The sequence below is a fragment of the Polaribacter cellanae genome, from assembly GCF_017569185.1.
GTDB lineage: Bacteria > Bacteroidota > Bacteroidia > Flavobacteriales > Flavobacteriaceae > Polaribacter > Polaribacter cellanae.
The window spans coordinates 2,690,074-2,708,399 of the sequence record NZ_CP071869.1 but is presented as its reverse complement, the minus strand read 5'-3'; the positions used below and the strand labels follow the sequence as shown (position 1 = coordinate 2,708,399).

Sequence of the window (18,326 nt, the reverse complement as noted above, 5' to 3'; positions counted from 1 at the left end):
AGGGAAAGTTAATTAACCCCTAAAAAATGAAATTAAAAGCAACAACATATCGTACACTAAGTGGTACCAAAGAAATTATAGAATTGCCTAAAAAGCAAAATGCACAATGGATTATTTATGAAGATAATAAACCTAGATACTTTGTAGATTGTTTTAAATTAGAGATAGAATCTAATGCAATGATGAACAATTTAGTCTTGTGTAACAAAGAACCTATCGAAAATGTTTTGGAAAAAATTAATAAAAGAAATAATATTAATTTATCGATTCCAAAAGTTTCTAGAATTGGTGTTAAAAAGAGATTAAAATCTGTATTTACAAATCTAGATTTAGAACCAATTCCAGAAAAGTGGTTAGATTATTCTTTGTAAATTTTTACAATTAATTGGTCTTTATCGTTCATAGAAGCTCTGTACATTCCTGCAGTATTAAACTCGAAAGACATATTTCCGTTTTTGTCTAAAGCAACAACACCACCAGTTCCACCAAGTTTAGTTAATTTATTTTGAATAACATTTTTTGTGGCTTCTTTTAAGGTTTTTTGTTGATATTCCATCTGTGCAGAAATGTCGTACGCAACTTGACTTCTAATAAAATACTCGCCCCAACCTGTAGAGGAAACCCCACAGGTTTTGTTATTTGCATAGGTTCCAGACCCAATAATTGGGGAGTCTCCAATTCTTCCCCATCGTTTATTGGTCATTCCTCCTGTAGAAGTTCCTGCAGCAATATTTCCATCTTTGTCTAAAGCCACACAACCTACAGTTCCAAATTTTGCATTTTTAATATCTGCATCGTAAAAAGCCGCTTTTTTATCATCATGGTCTAGTTCCGTTTTTGCTTTGTCTTTTATTCTTTGAAGTGATTTAAAACGTCTTTCTGTATAAAAATAACTTGGATCTACAATTTCCAAGCCTTTTTCTTTTGCAAAAGTTGATGCTCCTTTTCCAGAAAGCATTACATGATCGGAATCTGTCATAATTTTTATGGCCAATTCAATAGGACTTTTTACATTGGTAACTCCAGCAACTGCACCAGCATTTAAAGTTTTTCCATCCATAAAAGAGGCATCTAATTCGTTGGTTTCTTCGTGTGTAAAAACCGCACCTTTTCCTGCATTAAAAAGTGGAGATTCTTCCATAACTTGTATGGTTTTTAGAACAGCTTCTTGGCTTGTTCCTCCATTTTTAAGGATTGTATGCCCAACTTTTATAGCTTCTTCTAATTTTGCTTTATATGCTGTTTCTTTTTCATCAGACATATTTTTCTTTAAAATAGTTCCTGCTCCACCATGAATTATAATGGCAAATTCGTTTACTTTTAAATCTTTACTTTTATCTATAACCGGTTTTTCTGTTCGATTTTTACATCCCCAAAAAACAAAAAATAAAGAAGTAATTAAAAAAAGTTTTTTCATGGTAATTTGTTTAAAATTAAACAATAATTATTGTTTTTGTTAAAATTATATATTTGTAAAATTATTCGTAAATTCGTTACTCGAATCTAAACAACTTAAACGAAACTACAAAATGGTAAATTTTGGAATTAAAGAAGCCTTACAAGAATTAGGAGTAAAAGATACAAATAACGGAACTTCTACTGGTTCTAACAATTTTTCGAATGGAGAAATTATCGAATCTTATTCTCCTGTTGATGGAAAATTAATAGGAAAAGTAAAAACAACTACGAAAGAAGATTACGAAAAAGTAATAGAAGCTGCCACCAAAGCTTTTACATCTTGGAGAGACATTCCTGCCCCACAAAGAGGCGAAATTGTACGTCAGTTTGGGAACAAGTTAAGAGACAGAAAAGAAGCATTAGGTAAATTAGTTTCTTATGAAATGGGAAAATCTTACCAAGAAGGTTTAGGAGAAGTACAAGAAATGATTGATATCTGCGATTTTGCAGTCGGTTTATCACGTCAATTAAATGGGCAAACCATTCCGTCTGAACGTCCAGGACATGTTATGAGAGAGCAATGGCACCCAATTGGTGTTGTTGGTATTATTTCTGCATTTAATTTTCCAGTGGCTGTTTGGGCTTGGAATACAGCTTTAGCGTGGATTTGTGGCGATGTTTGTGTATGGAAAGGTTCAGAAAAAGCACCTTTATGTACTGTTGCTTGCCAAAATATAATTGCAGAAATCTTAAAAGATAATAATTTACCAGAAGGAATTTCTTGTATTATCAATGGAGATTATAAAGTGGGAGAAATGATGACTTCTGACACAAGAATTCCGTTAGTTTCTGCAACAGGTTCTACAAGAATGGGAAGAATTGTGGGCGCAAAAGTTGCTGAACGTTTTGGAAAATCGTTATTAGAATTAGGAGGAAACAACGCAATTATAATCACGCCAACTGCCGATTTAAAAGTGGTAGTTCCTGGAGCTGTTTTTGGCGCTGTTGGAACGTGTGGACAAAGATGTACATCTACCAGAAGATTAATTATTCACGAATCTGTGTATGATAAAGTTAGAGACGCAATTGTTGGTGCTTACAAACAAATTAAAATCGGGAATCCTTTAGATGAAAACAATCATGTTGGACCATTAATTGATAAAGAGTCTGTAAACACCTATTTATCTGCCATCGAAAAAGCAAAAGCGGAAGGTGGAAAAGTATTGGTAGAAGGAGGAGTTTTAAAAGGAGAAGGATACGAATCTGGTTGTTATGTAAAACCAGCAATTATTGAAGCTGAAAATCATTTTGAAATTGTGCAACATGAAACTTTTGCACCAATTTTATATTTGATGAAATACAGTGGAGACGTAGAAAATGCCATCGAAAAACAAAATGGAGTTGCACAAGGTTTATCGTCTGCAATTATGACGAATGAAATGAAAGAAGCCGAAAAATTCTTGTCTTATGCTGGTTCCGATTGTGGAATCGCAAACGTTAATATTGGAACTTCTGGTGCAGAAATTGGTGGTGCTTTTGGTGGTGAAAAAGAAACAGGTGGTGGACGTGAGTCTGGTTCTGATGCTTGGAAAGTATATATGAGAAGACAAACAAATACCATAAATTATTCAGATGAATTGCCTTTGGCGCAAGGGATTAAGTTTGATCTTTAGGAGGTTTTTAGGTGTTGCAAGGACTCATTACTTGTTAAATAAAAAAGAGACTGGAAAACCAGTCTCTTTTTTAATATAAAATATTATTGAATTTTCGATTAGTTATTCAAAGCCTCAGCTCCACCAACAATTTCTAAAATTTCGTTTGTAATTGCTGCTTGACGTGCTTTGTTGTACGTTAACAATAATTCGTCTCTTAAATCTTTTGCGTTGTCTGTTGCTTTGTGCATTGCAGTCATACGTGCACCATGTTCTGAAGCGAAACTATCTCTAATTGCTTTGTATAATTGAGTTTTTAAAGATTTAGGAATTAAAGCTTCCACAATTTCTTCTTTAGATGGCTCAAAAATATAATCAGAATTTACGGCATCTGCATCTCCACCTTCAATTGGTTTGATTGGTAAAAATTGCTCTACCTGTGGCAATTGAGTGGCTGCATTCTTAAACTGGTTATACACCAATTCAATTTTATCGTAAGTTCCATCTGCATATAAATCCATTAACTTCTGTGCAATTACTGCAACATTATCGAAAGTTAAATCGTCGAAAATATCGTTTCGAGAATCTACAATTTCACATTTTTTTGATAAAACGTCTCCTTTTTTACCAATTGTAAATAAATCTACAGTTGCATTCGCATATTTGGTATCGATTGTTTTTGCAACTTCTTTTGTAATAGAAGAGTTAAAACCACCACATAAACCTCTGTTAGATGTTACTACAACCATTAAAACTTTAGAAACCTCTCTTTGTGTTGAATATACTCCTCCAGCATCACTATCTAAAGTTGCACTTAAATTTTGCAACAATTCAGTTAGTTTAGATGAATAAGGTCTCATTGCAGTAATTGCATCTTGCGCCTTTTTCAACTTTGCAGCAGATACCATTTTCATGGCAGATGTAATCTGCATTGTCGAACCAATGGAGGTAATTCTATTACGTATTTCTTTTAAGTTTGCCATTCTTTAGTTGTTAGTTATTAGTCTTTAGTTTTTAGTGTTACTGTCTAAAAGCTATAAGCTAACGTCTATTATGCAAAATGTTTAGATACTTCTGCAGCTGCAGACGTTAAAGTAGCAATTACTTCGTCTGTTAACTTACCAGATTTTAAGGTATCTAAAGTATCTCTATGTTTTGCGTTTAAATAATCGATATAATCTCTTTCGAATTTTTTTACTTTTTCTACAGGTACATCTTTTAACAAGTTTTTAGAACCTGCATAAATAATTGCAATTTGGTCTTCTACTGGATAAGGATCGTTTTGCGCTTGTTTTAAAATTTCAACATTACGTTGTCCTTTAGAAATTACACTCATGGTAGCTGCATCTAAATCGGAACCAAACTTAGCAAACGCTTCTAATTCACGATATGCTGCTTGATCTAATTTTAATGTACCAGATACTTTTTTCATAGATTTAATTTGTGCATTACCTCCAACACGAGATACAGAAATACCTACGTTAATTGCTGGTCTTACACCTGAGTTAAATAAATCTCCATCTAAGAAAATTTGTCCATCTGTAATCGAAATTACGTTTGTTGGAATGTATGCAGATACGTCTCCTGCTTGAGTTTCGATAATTGGTAATGCAGTTAAAGAACCTCCACCTTTTACGATTCCTTTAATAGAATCTGGTAAATCGTTCATTTCACTTGCAATTTTATCATCATTAATAACTTTTGCAGCTCTTTCTAATAATCTAGAGTGTAAGTAAAATACATCTCCTGGATATGCCTCACGTCCTGGAGGTCTTCTTAATAATAAAGAAATTTCACGGTAGGCAACAGCTTGTTTTGATAAATCATCAAAAATAATTAAAGCGGGTCTTCCAGAATCTCTAAAATATTCTCCAATTGCAGCTCCAGCAAAAGGTGCATATACTTGCATTGCTGCAGGATCTGATGCATTTGCTGCTACGATTGTAGTATAAGCTAAAGCGCCTCTTTCTTCTAACATATTTGCAATTGCTGCAACTGTAGAAGCTTTTTGACCGATAGCAACATAAATACAATATACTGGCTCACCAGCATCGTAAAATTCTTTTTGATTTAAAATGGTATCTAAAGCTACTGTAGATTTACCTGTTTGACGGTCTCCAATAATCAACTCACGTTGACCTCTACCCACAGGAATCATTGCATCAATAGACTTAATACCAGTTTGTAATGGCTCAGTTACAGGCTCTCTATAGATAACTCCTGGTGCTCTACGCTCCAAAGGCATTTCGTAAGTAGTTCCTTCAATAGGACCTTTACCATCTATAGGACTTCCTAAAGTATCTACAACTCTTCCTACAATTCCTTCACCTGCTCTTAAAGAAGCAATACGTTCTGTACGTTTTACGGTAGAACCTTCTCTAATTGAAGTAGAAGCTCCTAATAATACAACTCCTGCATTGTCTTCTTCTAAGTTTAATACGATACCTTCCAATCCGTTTTCGAATTCTACCAATTCACCATATTGAACATTAGAAAGACCATACACACGTGCAATTCCATCTCCTACTTGTAAAACAGTTCCTACTTCGTTTAAAGTAGCTTTTGCTTCGAAATTTGTTAACTGTTGCTTTAAAATTGCTGATACTTCAGCTGGTTTAATACTTGCCATCTTTTATAATTTGATGTATAATTAAATTTTTGGAATGTAATGACTGTTGTCGAATTCCTTTTTCAATTCGTTTAAATAATTAGAGATACTTGCATCATACTGTACATCTCCAACACGTAAAATAAACCCTCCTAAAATAGCTGGGTTTATTACGTTTTCTAAATTTGCTTTTTCGCCTGTTAAAGCTACAATTTTATCTAAAACTTGCTTTTCTACTTCTTTTGTTAAAGCAACAGCTGTAGTAACTTTCGCCACTTGTGTGCTTTTTAAATGATCGAAAACAATTGCATATTTCTTAGCAATAGGTTCTAACATTCCAATTCTTTTGTTGTCTTGTAACAAATGGAATAAACCTAATGTAATGTTGTTTACCTTACCATCGAACAATGCTTTTAAAACATTCATCTTGTCTGAAGATTTTACGATAGGACTTCTTAACATTACCTCTAATTCTTTATTTTCGGCAATTGTGTTTGCAATAAAAGACATGTCGTCATTTACTGCAGACTCCGACTTAGAATCTGTTGCAAGATTTAAGATTGCTTTGGCGTAACGTAATGCTGCTCTTGCGTCTTTCATTGATGCTTAGTTTAAAGTAACGTCTTTTAAGATATCTTCAACCAATTTAAGTTGATCTTCTTTATTAGATAATTCTTTCTTAATAACAGATTCTGCGATACCAATAGATAAATCTGCAACGTTCTTTTTAATTTCTGCTAAAGCTGCTTGTTTTTCTTGAACAATAGAAGCTTGTGCTTTTTCGATTAATGCAGCAGTAACTTCTTTTGCATCTTCTTTTGCTTCTGCAATCATATTATCTCTAATCTCTCTTGCATCTTTCATCATTGCATCTCTTTCTGCTCTTGCTTCTTTTACCAATCTTTCGTTATCTGCTTGTAAATTTTGCATTTCTTTACGCGCATTTTCTGCAGATTCTAATGCTTTTTCGATTCCAGACTCTCTTTCTTCTAAAGAATTTAAAATTGGTTTCCAAGCAAACTTCACCATTAAAGCAATTAAAGCCAACAATAATATTGTTGATACTACAAATAATCCTGGTGAAAAATCGTTTAATAAAGTTTCCATTCTATAAACTAATTATATATTTTCTTTTTTTAATTTAAAGAGTTTTCCCTGAGGTTTCTCTTTTTATCCTGAAATACAGGAGTATTTCCATAAAAATGGAAATTAAAAATAGGTTCTGTAACCAACCGTTACAGAACGCTATTTTCTGTTTTTGTTTGGATTATTTTCCTAAGAATAATGCTCCAAATGCTAAACCTTCTAATAATGCAGCGATAATAATCATTGCTGTTTGAATTTTTCCAGTTGCTTCTGGTTGTCTTGCAATACCTTCCATTGCTTTTCCACCAATTTGACCTAAACCAATTCCTGCTCCGATTACGATTAATCCTGCTCCAATTAAATTGTACATAATAAAAAATTTATAGTTAAATTAAAAATACTCTTGTTTAAATGAAATTCCCTCTAACATCTTCCGAGTCTGGAATTTCGTGTCCTTTTTTATCATGTTTATGGTCATGATCGTGCTCTGCTACTGCCATACCAATAAATAATGCTGAAAGCATTGTAAAGATATATGCTTGTAAGAAAGCGACTAAAACTTCAATTAATAATATAAAAAATGATAATACAAAAGACAATCCTGTTGCACCAACAACCCCTAAAGATTCTTTAAGTGTAAACATAATTGCAATTAAACTCATTACTACAATGTGCCCTGCTGAAATGTTTGCAAACAAACGTACTAATAATGAGAATGGTTTAATAATTAATGCTCCAGCCAATTCTATAATTGCTAAAACTGGGCGAATTAAAACAGGAACTCCTGGCATCCACAACATGTGCATCCAATAATCCTTATTTCCACTAACTGTATAAATTACCAATGTAAAAATTGCCAAACAAGCAGTAACTGCTAATTGACCTGTAACATTAAAACCGAATGGCGTTAAACCTACTAAGTTTAAAACCCATATAAAAAAGAATACTGTTAATAAATAACCTGTAAATCTTCTGTAATGTTTATCTCCAATATTTGGTCTTGCAATTTCGTCTCGAACATATAAAACCAAAGGTTCTAAAACTCTTGCGAAACCTGTAGGAACATTTTTAGTTTTGTATTGTTTTGCCAATCTAGAGAACCAGAATAACAACAATAATCCAATTAATAAAATACCGAAAGCACTTTTTGTAATTGAAAAATCTAAAACTTTGTGTGCATTTTCTGCATGATGATTTTCATCAAAAACAACTGTAGAAGCACCTTTATCTAATTCGTATATTTTAGAATGAATTTTTGCGAATTTTAAACCTTTTTTTTCAACAATTACATGACCATCGTCATTATGATGAAATTCTGAAGACATAAAAGTAACCAAACCTTCGCTTGTCCATAAAATTACTGGTAATGGAAAACCAACATGTTTTCTTTCTCCTGAATCACTTGTGTAAGAAAATAAAGAAAAATCGTGAGAATCTTTAATGTGATGTAGAATATAGGCATCTACTTCTGCTTTCGTATTTACACGACCACCATCAGTATCGTGATCTTGTTTTTTATCAGATCCTGATGCAAAACTAACCGCTGTAAAAAGGGCTATTGCTACTATTGTAAGAAATTGGATTGTTTTTTGTGCAACCTTCATTGTAAAAATACGCTTTCTAAATTCGGCGCAAAGGTACGCAATAATTCAAAACTACAAACCTTTTTTTATTGAATAATTTTTGAATCTTTTTGGTTGAGTATTTTTACAACAAAAATAGCTTCTGTTAATAAAAAAATAAAAAGTGGAATAAACAACGAGATTTTTTCAGCAAAACTAAACGAATCTACTGTAAACAAAGGATTGTAGAAAAATATAGCGAACAAAATTAACTTAACAACTAAAGTACCTAAATAGATAAAACCTAACTGAGGAAAAAGTTTATTAACAGTAGAAACAAACCTTAAATTTATGGATATTAATGCTGAAAAAAAGGTGTGAAATAGATACACTTTCTCCAAAGAAAACTGCAATTTTAAACCTTGTAAATCTAAAATTTTTAAGTGCGTATAATAGCCAATTAAAAAAAGACCAACAAACACCAAAATGTACCGAAAAATATCTTTATTCATTAATTTTATTAGCTTGTTTTATCAAAGAATACATGGCTAAAAAAATCGCTAATAACGTAATGGTTTCTGTTAAGAAAGAAAAATGGAATTGTTTGTCTAACCATTTTCCTAATAAAAAACCTAAATAAATGGTTAACCCCATTTGTAAACCTGCACCAGAAAGTGCAATGGCTTTGTTAAGCGGTTTTTTCTGAGGCTTTTTTTCCATCTTTACCAGTGTTCATTTCTTTTAATGCGCCTTTCATTGCACAAGTTGCATTAAAGGCGGCACCAGGTTCTATTGATAATTTTCCAATGGTTACCTCTCCAGAAATATTTGCAGTTCCTTTAATCGTTAAGGTTTTAGCAACTTGTAAGGTTCCAGAAAATTTTCCTTCGATATCTGCATTTGTAGCTTCTACATTTCCTTTTATAAAACCATCTACACCAATAATAACACGACCTTGGGTTTTTAGTGTTCCTTCTAAGGTTCCATCGATTCTAAAATCGCCATCAGATTTAATATCTCCAACAATGGTTGTGTTTTTTGCAACAACATTTCTTTCCATAACTTTTGGTTTTACCTGTTTTTTTTCTTTACTGTTAAACATACTTATTTGTTTAATTGTTCTAAGATTTCTTTTGCTTTCTTTCCTTCTTCTGAATTTCCATAGTTAATTTTAACAAATTCTAATGCTTCTTTATAAATTTCTTTTGGTAAATATTTACCAATTGCATAGGCTTTTAAAAGCTCGAACTTTGGTTTTAATTTCGAATTTCCTATTGTTGGTAAAATATCGTTAACTCCTATTAATACGTTTTTATACTCGCCTTTTTTATATAAGTAATAAAGTTTTTTATACGATTTTTCTACTTCGCTAACTTTTACGTTTTCTTCGAACTTTTTCTCTGGATTTTTAATCAACTGAGCAAAAACCGTGTTTGGGTAGTTTGTAAGAATCGTGTTTTTATATTTTAAAGCTTTAACTGTTTTGCCAGCATCGTTATAAATTTGATATAAATGCCAGTTTATAGGCAATATTAATTTTTCTCTTGGTTGTAAAGTTGCAACTCTTTCCAAACGTTTTATCGCTAAATCTCTGTTTTTAAACTGTTCTTTATAGATGATTCCTAATTCGTATAAAGCCTGATTTCTATCTGTTTTTAGACTATCTATTAATTGTTTATCTGTTGGGATTTTCTCTAAATAACTCGCCAAATCGTATCTTGTATCTCTGGTTACAGTCGCAACAGAATCTGTCTTAGAAATGGCATTGCTTGTTTTTTCTGAATAACGCCAATTGTCTTCTAACTTTCTGTTTCCCCAAACTCTTTGAAATTCAGTTTTACCAAAAGCTAAGGTTTGCTGATTGTAAAAATACCATTTTCCTTTTTTAGCAGATTGCAAAGAACTTCCTCCAAAAGAACCACCAAAGGCTAATTGATTTAATTTTAATTGTGCTGCTTCTTCGTCTCTTACTTTTAAATCGTCGATATAATTTTGAAAATACGTTTCTTGTTCTGTTTTAGAAAGTGATGCAATTCTTAGAATACTATCGTGTCTTTCTACAATATCTTCGAACTTAATTAAGGAAGCTAGGTTTTTATGTTTTCTTTTTACACGTCGAATTCGCAAGTCTAAACTGTCTTGAGAAACGTTTAAAACGCTATCGTAATAAGCACTCGCTAATTGATATTCCGAATTCTTAAAATACAAATTTCCTAAGTTTTCGTAAGTAAATGTTTTTTGTTTGTCTCCTCCATTTAAAGCTCTTAGCGATTTGTTGTAATATTCTGTCGCTAATTTTAAGCTGTCGTTTTTTTCGTGCAAAGTTGCAACTTGATAATACAACTCGTCTAAATAAGGCCTGTTGTCTCTATTTTTAATCAGTTTTTGCATTTTTGCCAACAAACTATTAGATATAGAATCGTTATTGGCATTTCTTGCCAATTCTATATTTGCATGAATTTTATATTTGTAAGGTGCTTTTTTAAATTCTGTTAATCGATTAAAAACCATTGTTGCAGAATCTTTTTTATTTTCTTGAGCATAAATTTGCCCTAAAATAAATAGGTTTCTTGCAGTCTGATCTCTATTTTCTTGTGTTCTTGTAGCTAATTGTAAGTATCTTTTTACTTTTTGAATGCTGTCTGCTTTTACATACGCCATTGCCAAAGTTGTGTAAGCTTGTTCTTTAATTTCGTCTGGAAAATCGGGTTCTAAAGTATCTTTTACAACCATTAAAAGCTTCATAGATTCTATCGCAAATTCTTCGTTGTCTAGACGAATGTTCGATTTTGCTCTCCATATTTTTGTTTCTGCAATTAAATTTGCATCAGGATAATTTGCAATTACATAATTAAAAGCTTCAATCGCAGGAATAAATCGTTGTGAATAATAACGTGATTTCCCTAATAATAAATAAGCATCGTCTATTTGACGGTTTCTTTCTAAACCATCGATATTCATTCCATGTTTTTGAATGGCTTTTACAGCTTTTTCTTCTGCTTTTTCGAATGGAGTACCTGCACTTTTTTGCTCTTCTTCTTTAACATCTCCAAAACCTGCGCCCATTCCAGAATTTTTAAAAGTGGGAGCAACAATTTTTCGATCGTCAAATTCTATGGGTTCTATGGGTAATTGTTTAAACCAATCGTCTTTATACCCTTCGTTAATGCCTTTAATTCCTTGTTTAAATGCTTCTTCTCCATTAAAAAGAATGTTGAAATAGGCAGTCATAGCATGAAAATTTCTACTAAGAACAGTATCTTTTTTTGTGCTACAAGAATATATTGCTCCAAAAGCAATGGCAATAAAAAGGATTTTTTTTATGTGTTTCATATATTGAAAAAACTCTTATCTAAAACTAAATTCTGTCGAAAATAGTATAAATAAGAGTGTAAAAATAGTAATAAATTAAGAATCGCCTTTCTTTTGTTTCAAAATAAAAACTTCGACAAGCACAGCCTTACATTATCTTTTTCATTTATCCTTGTAAAGATTAGGATTATCTTCTTCTAAAATCTGTGTGTTTTACCACTTAAAAACATAGCCAATCTTGGTGGAAAACTTTGTAACTCTACAACTTTGCATCTTTGCGACTTTGCGTTTAATTTCTGCGAAAACCAGTGTGTTTTACCACATAGAAACATAGAAACATAGAAAACATAGCCAATCTTGGTGGAAATATTTTGCAATTCTAAAACTTTGCAACTTTGCATCTTTGCATCTTTGCGACTTTGCGACTTTGCGTTTAATATTACAAAAATCTACAAAGCAAAATAACTCTCCAGTTCTTGTAAAGTTGCTTCCGAAGTTTCGATGTCTTTTACAACTGCTCCTTTGTCTAAAACCACAATTCTTTCGCAAACTTCTGTTACGTGGGTTAAATCGTGACTAGAAACTAAAACCGTAATTTGGCTGTTTTCGGTTAGTTCTTTAATTATTTTTTTTAGTCTAATTTGTGTGGTTGGATCTAAGTTAGCAAACGGCTCATCTAAAATTACTACTTGTGGATTGCCCATTAAAGCAGCAACAATTCCTGCTTTTTTCTGGTTTCCCTTGCTTAAATCTCTTAGATATTTCTTTTTCCCAACAATTTCTCCATTGAAAAATTCATCAAATTTTGATAAGAATTTTGCAACATCTGCCTTGTTCATGCCTCGTAAATCACCAATAAAATCGAAATATTCTTCTGGTGTTAAATAGCCAATTAAAAAAGATTCATCTATAAAAGAACCTGTAAAATTCTTCCATTCTTCACTTTCGTTTACCACGATATTATGATTGGAAATTGTACCTGTTGTAGGTCTAATTAAATCTAATAATATATTGAATAATGTTGTTTTTCCTGCGCCATTATTCCCCACCAAACCAAAACTTTGTCCTGTTGGAATCTCTATTTTTTCAACATTTAAAACTTCTGCTTTTCCGTATTTTTTTGATATTGTATCTATTGTAATCATTGTGTTTTCTTTTAAGTTTGGTATTAGGCTTCTTTTCCGAATGCGTTAATCATAATATATTTGTCTTTTATGTATTTTTTCTCAATAAAATTCATCGCGTAATTTTTACAAAGCAGACTTATAACACCTATTGATGCTACAACTATGTAACCAGAATTACCACCAACAAATTTGTTGAACAACCAAAATAACAACATCGGAATTCCCATAATTGGAATAATTATTATAAACTGAGTGGCACTTGTACCTTGTGTATTGCCAAAACCACTTTTGTTTAAATCGATTCTTTTTCTGTTAAAAGAACCAGCATATAATAAAAATAACGAGTTAAAACCAATGTTAAAAATGGCGCCAGCTGTTATCATTAAAAAAGTATCGACTCCAAAATATAAATATGGGAAACTTAAAAAGTATAAAATGGTGGTCATAACTACCATTAAAATCCATTTAGATTCTAAGAATTTACGGTATTTAAAACTCTGACTCATTAACAATTTATAATGTGCACTGTCCCAAGCAGGAATAAACTGACCGTAATTTAATGCAAAACCTCCAGTTACAAATAAAGATGCAAACATTAACATGGCTGGCATTTCTTGGTAGGTTTTCTGTGTGAAGAAAATCAATCCATAAAAAAGAAAAAGAAAAGACATTAAAAAAACCGTTTTTGTTCTTTTGTTTCTCCAAATAAGACGCATATCGTTTTTTATAAATGGTGCAACATCGCCTAATTTATCTGCAAAAGACAAATCTACAGATTTCGCTTCTTCCACTTTCGTTTTTACAGCTTCATCTAAATATAACAAGCCAAATAATTGCTTGAAATTTAAATGATATAAAACTGCTAAAACTGCAACACCAATTAACGAATAGATTGGATTTGCATAAATGGCATCGAAAATTTTACCTCCAAAAGCAGTAACATTGTAAATATCGAATTTCTGTAAGGCAATTAAACCAACCAAAAGAGCAACTATAACACCTAAAGCAATATTATTTTTATTAATTAAAAAGTTTAAGAAATTTGCAGATTGGATAATTAATATCATCGTAAATAACCAACCTAAAACACCTAAAGTGTCATAACCTTCTATCATTAAAACAACTGCAAAAGGCACGTAAAAAAACAAGCCTAAAAAGTTAAAAAAAGATACTGAGGATTTCCCCAAAACATAATGTACTAATTTGCTTTTTTTTATCGGTAAAATTAGCATTGGTTTTATATTCATAACAGGTAATTTCTGCATTAAATACCTAAATATTAGGTCTCCTAAAATTGCATATAATAAATAGGAATTTACCAATTGTAATGGATCTTGTTCTGGAAACTCTTTCTTAAGAATATAGTAACCACCAACACCAAGTCCTATAAAAGCAACAATGAAATAAAGGGCAAAAAAGACCATTATTATTTTAATTGCGATTCCCTTTTGCCAATGTGCAGAACGAAAATATTGTTTCCATTCCAGATTTAAAAAGTGTGAAAGCATACGTTTGAATTAGTTTATCTCTTTTTGTGTTTTCCTAAAAGGAGAAAATATAGAGATTGTTAGTTTATAGATTAGTTGTCAAAAAAATTAATTTGTTACAAATTTTGTGATAATTTATATTCAGGATACGTTTCTATTAATAATTCTTCTGATTTCTGAGGCATTAAATAGGCAGTTACATAAAACAGAATTAGAATTATGGTCGCCGAAAACGAAATTAGCAATAACCAATAGTTTTCCAAAGAACTAAAACTGACTCTTGTAAGATTTACAAAGTTGAAAATGTTTACAAAAGTAATTGCTGAAAAACCTTGTCTTGTTTCGCCAATCATAGATTCTAACAAGAAGATTTTCTCTTTTTTAACTTCTTTTTTCTTTTGCTTTTTTCTTGCAATTGTCTGTTTTATTAAATCGAAAACGACTAAAATAAAGAGTGCACCTAATAAAACAAATTCTGAATATGGAATTTTTAAAACAAAAAAAAGAGACAGAAAAACAGTTATTGTAGTTACAATTTTAGGAACGGTAAACCATTCCTTAAAAAAGCGCCACATTATTTTTCTGTAACGTTTATTCATTTGTTTCTGTTTGGCTTCAATTACATCCATAAATCCAAAAATGCCAAATTTTTTAAAAGATTTATCACGCGCTTCTTCGAAAGATAAATTTGGATATTCTTTCCAGATATTTTCAATATCGTTCGCTAAATGATCTACCAATTCTGTTTGCACGTCGTAAAAATACACATAGTGTTTTCTTGTGAATTTGTAGAGTTGGTCTATTTGAGCGTTTGTTAGTTTCATAGACTTTTCAACTTTAATTCAATATTTTTAATTTTTTCACTAGTTTCTATATGAACTAAAACTCCAGCTAATGAAAATATGGTATTCAATACAGTAACAGAAAACCAAACAAACAGATGGGCTTCTTTGGAAACAGGAATAAGACCATCTGGTTTTACAAATTGAATAACCGCATTTAAAAGTAAAAAAGAAAAAAATATATAAAAACTACTATATGTTAAATATCCAGATTTTCCTTTTTTTGAAAATTCTTTTAAATGTAAAATGAATCCAATAATTATGGGTGCAAATAAAACGACTAAAGTAACTGTTTTAAAAACACTCAAACTTGCAAAATTGTAAATCACGCAATAAATAGAAACAAATAAAAATATCAATAACAAAGAGGTAGGTTTAGTAAACAAATCTTTCACTTTTAAAAAATACTGTTTTCTTACAATTTTGTTAATTGAAAATAATCTTTCTTTTGTCAAGCTTTCAAAGCTACCATTCCATCCAGAAAAAATAAAAGAATTATTTACAGCATCATTAAAACTTTCTCCTAACTCTATTCTTTTCTCAACATCTGTAACCACATGATCTAGCATTTCTATGCGAATGTCCCAATATTTTACACCCTCGTTTTCTAAACGATGGTCTATAAATTGTATTTGGTCTTTTTTTAGTTCCATGGTTATACAATTACTTTTGGATATTGTTTTTGAACCTCTTTTTTATTTAGTTTATAAACATGATAACAAGACCAAAATGACAAAATTAGAAGCACAAAAACAGTTAAATGAATGATATTATGAACTGGATTTAAAAAACTTTCATGAGTTCTAAATGTAGCTGTATTTACAAAATAGGTTGATCCAAAATTAACAAACAAGAAAAAGGTATTATTCATATTTGTTTTTAGAAATATTTCTTTTTTCTTTCGATTAATAAATAAACTGAAAAAGAGCAACATAACAACTGCAAAACATAAGTAGCTAATAATAGCAAAAAAGTTTTCTTTGTCTTGAAACCGATTCATTAACAAATACAAAACATAAAATAAAGCACCAGAAATAATGATTTTTGGTAACTTAAAAAAGGTAATTAAATGTTTAAAAAACATTTTATAAAATTGCTTTTGCACTGCACTTGTTTTCTCTTTTAGTAATTTACTAAAGCCTCTATCAGAAAAATTTCTATGAATATTTTGTATTTCTTTTTTAAAATCTAAATCTGGGGTTTTATCTAACTTTTCTTCTAAAATATTCGCAAAATGGTCTACAATTTCTGTTCGAACATCGTAATATTTAATGCCAGAAACATACACGTAATTGTCTATTTGTAAGAGTTGCGCTTTTGTGAGGTCCATAACTATGAAATCTTATATTTTTTAACTGCCTCTTTATGTTTTCTATAAAAATGGAAACACATAAAAGTTGAAAGAATAAAAGCAAATAAAAGTCCTATTAAAGATAAACTAAGACTTCCATCATTATTAAAAAAATTAAAATCTAATAATATCATAGTACCTATTAAAAGGTTTAAATTTTGAGTTTTAAAGATAAATCTATAAGTAGTTTTCTCCTTAGACCTTGATATTAAAATCAGTACAATAACATATAGAACAAAACAAAAAACACTCGTAATTTGAAAAAACAAGTTTATTACATTTTCTATGTTTTTAGAGAATATAATATTCAGTTTATAATTGAAAAATGAAATCATAAAATAGACAGCCGGTAATATAAAAAACCACTTTTTAAACAATTTTTTAGCCTTATCAATAATTATTTTTGGTGCTGAATGTGCAATTCCAAAAAACCAACTTGACGTTTCTTTTAAATGAGTATTCCATTTATCGGTAACTTTATAAAAAGCAGTTTCAAAATCGAGATTATTTTTCTCAATTGTAGTTTCAATATCAGAAACTATGTGATCTAAAACTTCAAAACGAACATCTATATATTTTATATTTTTTACGTTTAAATAATGTTCTACTCTTTGTATTTGCTCTTTTGTTAATTCCATCTTACTCCAAACTAAATTTAGGATTTACCAAACGTTGCATGGTTTTTAAAAACTCTTGCATTTCTTCCAACTTATTGGCAGTTTCTTTGGTACCACTTTCGGTTAATTTGTAATATTTACGTAGTCTGTTTCCTACTTTTGCAACCTCTACATCTAACAAACCATCTGCTTCTAATTTGTGCAAAGCTGGGTACAAAGCACCTTCTGTAATTTGTAATTCGCCTTTTGTAAGTTCCTTTACATGTTGCGTAATTTCGTAACCATACATTTTATCGTTACTTTCTAATAACTTTAAAATAATGGTTTGTAAAGAACCTTTATATAATTTCTGATTTCCCATATTTTGGTGTGTAATCGTTTGTTTGTGTAATCGTGTAATTGTTTTCACTTTCTCTTCAATTGGTTTCGATTTTTTCAATCGAAATTGTATCGAGAGGTTTTACATGTTCTCGATACAAAATTTCTGAAAAAGAAATTTCACTCGAACTGACAGTTTTTTAACTCACACCAAAGATACATAATTTTTTGATGCATAGAAATCTTAGGTATAAAAATTTTTCATAAAAAAATCCTAAGAAAATTAATTCTTAGGATTTAGTAGGTTTTACTTTTCTTATACTCAATAATAAGGAATATGAGTAAGAGTCCCTTCCCTTTGGGAAGGTTAGGATGGGATTTCTACTTTCAAAACCTCCCCAATAATTCTCTCCAAATCTGCTTTTGGTAAAGCACCATTTGCCATTTGTGGTTCGCCTTCTGCTGGGCAAAACAACATAGAAGGAATGCTTCTAATTCCGAAAGCCGCAGACAATTCTTGTTCTGCTTCTGTATCTATTTTATAAATATTTATTTTGCCTTCATATTCATCTGAAAGTTGCTCTAAAACTGGCGCTAACATTTTACAAGGGCCACACCAATCTGCATAAAAATCTATGATTGCTGGTCTTTCTCCTTCAAATTTCCAAGTTTTGTTTTCTTCAAAATTAAAAACCTTTTTTAAGAAGGTTTCTTTTGTTAAATTTTCTGTCATAATTTAAAATATTCTTTTCGAGATTGTCGAAAAATAATTAATACTTTCATTCCTGTAAAAACAGGAATCTCTATTTTTCTCTTCAATAAATATTGAAGAATTCATTTCTATAATTATCGCTAAAACCTATACTTTATTTTTGCTAAGAATACACAAATTAAAATCTGTAGAATTTTTAAAAATTTGTATTCATTATTCTTTATAATCCTTCATAAAGTAAAATTTCGTGAATT

The 18,326-nt window shown here is 30.7% G+C and carries 21 protein-coding genes; 2 read left to right on the top strand and 19 right to left on the bottom strand.

Annotation, left to right across the window (positions count from 1 at the left end):
- Window positions 1-26: 26 nt before the first annotated feature.
- On the top strand, window positions 27-371 hold the full coding sequence (locus tag J3359_RS12180; protein ID WP_208077131.1) for a hypothetical protein: 345 nt from the start codon (window positions 27-29) through the stop codon (window positions 369-371).
- Here J3359_RS12180 and J3359_RS12175 read toward each other — a convergent pair.
- Window positions 359-1,417 (bottom strand): isoaspartyl peptidase/L-asparaginase family protein, encoded by a 1,059-nt coding sequence (locus J3359_RS12175; protein WP_208077130.1) that lies wholly within the window; start codon window positions 1,415-1,417, stop codon window positions 359-361. The two genes, J3359_RS12180 and J3359_RS12175, sit on opposite strands and share 13 nt — an antisense overlap.
- 112 nt (window positions 1,418-1,529) lie before the next feature.
- Here J3359_RS12175 and amaB point away from each other — a divergent pair, with 112 nt between their 5' ends.
- Window positions 1,530-3,071, top strand: coding sequence for an L-piperidine-6-carboxylate dehydrogenase (gene amaB, locus J3359_RS12170; RefSeq protein WP_208077129.1), 1,542 nt, complete (start codon window positions 1,530-1,532; stop codon window positions 3,069-3,071).
- A gap of 98 nt (window positions 3,072-3,169) precedes the next feature.
- Here amaB and atpG read toward each other — a convergent pair whose 3' ends face one another.
- The 18 genes from atpG to trxA all read right to left on the bottom strand — a co-directional run bounded on the left by atpG (window position 3,170) and on the right by trxA (window position 18,093).
- Window positions 3,170-4,033, bottom strand: a complete 864-nt coding sequence (gene atpG, locus J3359_RS12165) for an ATP synthase F1 subunit gamma (RefSeq protein WP_208077128.1) — start codon at window positions 4,031-4,033, stop codon at window positions 3,170-3,172.
- A 68-nt stretch (window positions 4,034-4,101) separates the two neighbouring features.
- Window positions 4,102-5,679 carry a F0F1 ATP synthase subunit alpha gene (gene atpA, locus J3359_RS12160; RefSeq protein ID WP_208077127.1) on the bottom strand — a complete coding sequence of 526 codons (1,578 nt, stop codon included), beginning with the start codon at window positions 5,677-5,679 and terminating at the stop codon, window positions 4,102-4,104.
- A gap of 21 nt (window positions 5,680-5,700) precedes the next feature.
- On the bottom strand, window positions 5,701-6,258 hold the full coding sequence (gene atpH, locus J3359_RS12155; RefSeq protein WP_208077126.1) for an ATP synthase F1 subunit delta: 558 nt from the start codon (window positions 6,256-6,258) through the stop codon (window positions 5,701-5,703).
- Between the two features lie 6 nt (window positions 6,259-6,264).
- Entirely contained in the window at window positions 6,265-6,765 is a 501-nt protein-coding gene (locus J3359_RS12150; protein ID WP_208077125.1) for a F0F1 ATP synthase subunit B, read from the bottom strand.
- Between the two features lie 160 nt (window positions 6,766-6,925).
- The gene (gene atpE, locus J3359_RS12145; RefSeq protein WP_013993139.1) at window positions 6,926-7,114 is read right to left on the bottom strand and encodes an ATP synthase F0 subunit C; all 189 of its coding nucleotides are present in this window, start codon (window positions 7,112-7,114) and stop codon (window positions 6,926-6,928) included.
- A gap of 37 nt (window positions 7,115-7,151) precedes the next feature.
- Window positions 7,152-8,348 carry a F0F1 ATP synthase subunit A gene (atpB, locus tag J3359_RS12140; RefSeq protein ID WP_208077124.1) on the bottom strand — a complete coding sequence of 399 codons (1,197 nt, stop codon included), beginning with the start codon at window positions 8,346-8,348 and terminating at the stop codon, window positions 7,152-7,154.
- Between the two features lie 65 nt (window positions 8,349-8,413).
- Window positions 8,414-8,818, bottom strand: coding sequence for a DUF6168 family protein (locus J3359_RS12135; RefSeq protein WP_208077123.1), 405 nt, complete (start codon window positions 8,816-8,818; stop codon window positions 8,414-8,416).
- Window positions 8,811-9,026 carry an AtpZ/AtpI family protein gene (locus J3359_RS12130; protein WP_208077122.1) on the bottom strand — a complete coding sequence of 72 codons (216 nt, stop codon included), beginning with the start codon at window positions 9,024-9,026 and terminating at the stop codon, window positions 8,811-8,813. The genes J3359_RS12135 and J3359_RS12130 overlap by 8 nt, the downstream gene beginning before the upstream one ends.
- Window positions 8,995-9,408, bottom strand: coding sequence for a bactofilin family protein (locus tag J3359_RS12125; RefSeq protein ID WP_208077121.1), 414 nt, complete (start codon window positions 9,406-9,408; stop codon window positions 8,995-8,997). The genes J3359_RS12130 and J3359_RS12125 overlap by 32 nt, the downstream gene beginning before the upstream one ends.
- Window positions 9,409-9,410: 2 nt before the next feature.
- On the bottom strand, window positions 9,411-11,639 hold the full coding sequence (gene porW, locus J3359_RS12120) for a type IX secretion system periplasmic lipoprotein PorW/SprE (RefSeq protein ID WP_208077120.1): 2,229 nt from the start codon (window positions 11,637-11,639) through the stop codon (window positions 9,411-9,413).
- Between the two features lie 428 nt (window positions 11,640-12,067).
- Window positions 12,068-12,763 (bottom strand): ABC transporter ATP-binding protein, encoded by a 696-nt coding sequence (locus J3359_RS12115; RefSeq protein WP_208077119.1) that lies wholly within the window; start codon window positions 12,761-12,763, stop codon window positions 12,068-12,070.
- A gap of 23 nt (window positions 12,764-12,786) precedes the next feature.
- A complete protein-coding gene (locus tag J3359_RS12110; RefSeq protein WP_208077118.1) occupies window positions 12,787-14,253 on the bottom strand; it encodes a DUF5687 family protein in 1,467 nt (488 codons plus the stop codon).
- Between the two features lie 95 nt (window positions 14,254-14,348).
- Entirely contained in the window at window positions 14,349-15,056 is a 708-nt protein-coding gene (locus J3359_RS12105) for a hypothetical protein (RefSeq protein WP_208077117.1), read from the bottom strand.
- On the bottom strand, window positions 15,053-15,727 hold the full coding sequence (locus tag J3359_RS12100) for a hypothetical protein (RefSeq protein ID WP_208077116.1): 675 nt from the start codon (window positions 15,725-15,727) through the stop codon (window positions 15,053-15,055). The genes J3359_RS12105 and J3359_RS12100 overlap by 4 nt, the downstream gene beginning before the upstream one ends.
- A gap of 2 nt (window positions 15,728-15,729) precedes the next feature.
- Window positions 15,730-16,404, bottom strand: coding sequence for a hypothetical protein (locus J3359_RS12095; protein ID WP_208077115.1), 675 nt, complete (start codon window positions 16,402-16,404; stop codon window positions 15,730-15,732).
- 2 nt (window positions 16,405-16,406) lie between these two features.
- Complete coding sequence (locus J3359_RS12090; protein WP_208077114.1) at window positions 16,407-17,063, bottom strand: hypothetical protein; 657 nt, start codon at window positions 17,061-17,063, stop codon at window positions 16,407-16,409.
- A gap of 1 nt (window position 17,064) precedes the next feature.
- Entirely contained in the window at window positions 17,065-17,403 is a 339-nt protein-coding gene (locus J3359_RS12085; protein WP_207970695.1) for a PadR family transcriptional regulator, read from the bottom strand.
- Window positions 17,404-17,727: 324 nt separating this feature from the next.
- Entirely contained in the window at window positions 17,728-18,093 is a 366-nt protein-coding gene (gene trxA, locus J3359_RS12080) for a thioredoxin (RefSeq protein ID WP_208077113.1), read from the bottom strand.
- Window positions 18,094-18,326: the final 233 nt, after the last annotated feature.